The organism is Fusibacter sp., assembly GCF_057447755.1.
The window spans coordinates 1-3,725 of sequence record NZ_JBVBZF010000339.1 but is presented as its reverse complement, the minus strand read 5'-3'; the positions used below and the strand labels follow the sequence as shown (position 1 = coordinate 3,725).

The window sequence follows — 3,725 nt, the reverse complement described above, 5'->3', positions numbered from 1 at the left end:
TGATGGGGAAATGAATATTGATTTTCGTGATAAAACTGTTGTCTTGAAGACTGGTGACCTATTTGTAGTCCCAAAAGGTATTGAGCATAAGCCTTTTGCAGAAGAAGAGTGCAAGATCATGTTAATTGAACCGGCAGGGACAGTTAATACGGGTGATGAATTAAGTACTCATACGGCTTCAAATAAAGATTGGATATAAAAAACGAATGCCCCATATTAAGGTTTACACGAACGGGTTATAGAAGGGTGTCTTACATTGAGTTTTGATAAACTATTTGCTGAGTATCCATATTTGAAATCTGAAGCATTAATATTGAAAAAAATCGAATCTGATGATATTGATGATTTTTTTGAACTGTGCAGTGATGTTGACTTATTCAAATATAAACCAGGAAAAGCAAAAACGAATAAAGAAACTGTAGACAATATGATCGATCATTTAAGGAAGGCACAATAAGGCAGGGGTATTTTTGGAAGGATAAGGGGATCGTTGATTTAGTTATGTATTCAATCTTGAAGAAAGAATACCTCAACCACTAGAAATCCAGTTTATAAGTTAAAATGAAAAAATGATAACCTAATAGCAGAAAGGATTGTAATATGAAACTAGATAATTGTAAACAAGAAGACATCGAGTCTGTAATCAAATTATTGAATTCTACAGAGATCGGTGAACGTTATTTTGACAACAACATTGAAAGAATCGGCTTTGCTGTAAGAAGAGAATATGAGAAAAATTGTGTTTTGGTTGCTAAAAACGACAATAATGACATTGTTGGCACTTTAATTCAAGATGAAAAAGGTGCCTTTGGAAAATATCCATATCTGCATATGCTTGCTGTTTCACCAGCTTTTCAAAATCAAGGAATCGGTAGAAGCATAATGGAAGCATATGAGAAGGATAGACTTGAGGAAGGTGATAAATTGTTCCTCATGGTGGCTGAATGGAATGTTGGTGCTAAGCGGTTGTATGAAAGAATTGGCTATACAGCGTTAGGTGAAATCAGCGGTTTTTATAAAAAGGACCAAATCGAAATTTTAATGATGAAATCGCTATAAGATTAAATTTGGTCTATGTGTAGCCAGTTCAATGGATTTGTAGCTTTTAGAAAATGGAGGCCTAAAGTGAAGAAATTACTAATGGTGACTGTGCTTGTGGGACTTCTTTTTCTAACAAGTTGTTCCGCAGAAGTCAATGATAAAGATTTACTGCTTGAGAAAATTGAATTTAACGAATTGGATTCAAAGATTGAAACCTATATTGATCAAAATATTTTAGAAAATGGCGTCTACTTGATTAATACGAATGGGAAACAATATTTATTTTTAAGCAATAGAAGCCTTGTGGTTGGTGAAGCGGGCGGGTATTTTACCAATGTTTATGCAGATCTATCTGATGATAAACTCATGATATATTTCGATGAAAATTATGTAGAGAACTATAATGATGAAGAGGTAAAAGATAATAGGGTAATTTATCTTATTCACGGTGATGACAACTTCGAGTACATATTACTACATCGGAATGGTATTGAAATTCCTTTTGACACTGTGTTCGGAATTTAGAAATATAAATATGGCGGTACTTAAATAATGGCGCTACTTTTAAGGGGGAGGACATTAAAATATCAACCCCTCAGTTGAAGCGAGTAATTAAAGATACATAAGTAGGGGGGCGAATGGAGAGACATGGATCCTTTAAAAAAGCGTTAGTAGGAATATATGATATCCTTAAGAAGATATACCTAGATATTATATTATTGGTTATAATCCCAATTGTATATTCAAGAATTACAGTAAATAATTTCAACGAAAATTTAGATGCGTTCATGAAGGGCAACAAATCAAATGAAATATTAAGACAAAAGCTTATGGAAAGCGCAAGTCACTCCAATAGGTTTCCAATAATATACATAGCAATATTATTAGGTATTTACTTATACAGATATGATAAAAGTAAAAGGGGTCGTTTGAAGAAGACAAATAGACAATAGATTTTTAAGTCTCTCTATATCCCCCAAAAAATAGTCAATATAGTAACAACAAATCTTTGATTTTGACAGGCCTTAACAATTCTTTTAAGGCATATAGTGTCAAGAAAAGCAAACCGCTAAAAACCGTATCTGAAAGCACCAGTTAGACGAGGTATAAGTAATGAAAGTTGTTTTTTTGGATCGAGATGGCACGATCAATAAAGATTACGTTGACGACAAGTGGCAGAATAAGCTTGAACCTGAAATCTTACAGGGTGCGATTGAAGGCATGAAGGGCTTAATGACTTTAGGTTATAAGATAATCATCATAACAAACCAGCACATTATTAATGATGGTATCATCAGTGAAGGCGATTATAGGTGCTTTACAGACCGTTTAATAATGTCTTTGAAACAACATGACGTAAATGTGTTTGATGTTTTTTACTGTCCACATTCAGAGCGCGAAAACTGTCATTGCAGAAAGCCAAACAAGGGCATGATAGAAAGCGCAATGATAAAATATCCTAAAATTGCACTTGATAAATCAGTATTAATTGGGGATTCAAAATGTGATCAAGATCTTGCAAAAGCAATTGGCATTCGATTTTATGGTATAAACGGCAACTACTTTAAGACGGCCTATAATTCGATTGAAGAAGTCTATAAGGTCCTAAATACTGATAGGCAGTACGGGACTTAACACCTGAGAGCATGAAATCCATATCCGATTATCTGCAAAAATAGTGTTTGAAGTGGACAACTTATATTGTATAATCAAATAAGAACACATGTTCTGAAACAAAACGTTCTATATTGGGAGGTTTAACATGGATAATTTTATAATGCTCAATAATGAAAACATTGAAGACCAACACATTTGCTGCGCCTTTTCAGATAAGAAATGTATAGAGGGATATAATCTGAAAAAAGATTGGCTGAAAAATGAGTTTAAAAATGGCTATGTTTTTTATAGATTAAATGAGCGTGCAAAAGTATTTATAGAATATGGGCCAATTGAAAAAGCATGGTTACCCATTGAAGGGCAAAATTTTATAAATATAAATTGCTTTTGGGTTTCTGGTAAGTATAAAAATCAAGGTTATGGAAAGTTATTACTTGAAAAAGCAATTAATGATGCTAAAGAAAACAAAAAGCATGGTCTTGTAGCTGTTGTCGGTGAAAAGAAAAACCATTTTATGAGCGATGGCAAATGGTTCTTGAAGAAGGGTTTTAAAGTAATAGACCAAACACCTGATGGCTTTATATTATTAATGCTGGCTTTTGAAAATGTAGAAAGGCTACCAAGATTTAAAGAACAGACCAAAAAGCAAATTGTCGACCATGAAGCTGATATCACAGTTTATTACTCGAGAAGATGTCCGTTTACTCAATATCATGTTGAAGAGGTACTGAAACAAACCTTGCTGGATAAAAAGCTGTCATTTGAATTTCATAGGTTGGACACGTGTGAAGAAGCTCAAATGTCACCAACACCTGCAACAATATTTAGTTTGTATCATAAGGAGACTTTTATCACGACTGATGTAAGCATATGTGGAAGAGAAAGATTTGAAAAAGCCTTTCATAAGCTTAATATAGATTTGTAAAGTAAGCGATTAATAATCTAGCGTATGTATAATCAAACTCCAACTAAAGTTGGAGTTCTGGAGTTTTTTACTCTAATCATTCACTGCAAAGTGTTTTAATATTTTCGTTCCAAGGCATGAGTTCCTCGAACTCAGCATCTGT

General features: G+C 33.5%; 7 protein-coding genes. All 7 read left to right on the top strand.

What is annotated here, in order from left to right; all coding sequences use genetic code 11:
* A partial coding sequence (locus tag AC220I_RS19760) for a cupin domain-containing protein (RefSeq protein ID WP_486725586.1) occupies positions 1 to 199 on the top strand: 199 nt, incomplete at its 5' end.
* A gap of 57 nt (positions 200 to 256) precedes the next feature.
* Positions 257 to 457: a hypothetical protein gene (locus tag AC220I_RS19755; RefSeq protein ID WP_486725585.1), complete on the top strand. Its 201-nt coding sequence runs from the start codon at positions 257 to 259 to the stop codon at positions 455 to 457.
* Between the two features lie 143 nt (positions 458 to 600).
* Complete coding sequence (locus tag AC220I_RS19750; RefSeq protein WP_486725584.1) at positions 601 to 1,059, top strand: GNAT family N-acetyltransferase; 459 nt, start codon at positions 601 to 603, stop codon at positions 1,057 to 1,059.
* Between the two features lie 66 nt (positions 1,060 to 1,125).
* The gene (locus AC220I_RS19745; RefSeq protein ID WP_486725583.1) at positions 1,126 to 1,566 is read left to right on the top strand and encodes a hypothetical protein; all 441 of its coding nucleotides are present in this window, start codon (positions 1,126 to 1,128) and stop codon (positions 1,564 to 1,566) included.
* Positions 1,567 to 1,679: 113 nt separating this feature from the next.
* Entirely contained in the window at positions 1,680 to 1,994 is a 315-nt protein-coding gene (locus AC220I_RS19740) for a hypothetical protein (RefSeq protein ID WP_486725582.1), read from the top strand.
* A gap of 160 nt (positions 1,995 to 2,154) precedes the next feature.
* Complete coding sequence (locus AC220I_RS19735) at positions 2,155 to 2,676, top strand: HAD-IIIA family hydrolase (protein WP_486725581.1); 522 nt, start codon at positions 2,155 to 2,157, stop codon at positions 2,674 to 2,676.
* A gap of 127 nt (positions 2,677 to 2,803) precedes the next feature.
* Entirely contained in the window at positions 2,804 to 3,583 is a 780-nt protein-coding gene (locus AC220I_RS19730) for a GNAT family N-acetyltransferase (protein ID WP_486725580.1), read from the top strand.
* Positions 3,584 to 3,725 lie beyond the last annotated feature (142 nt).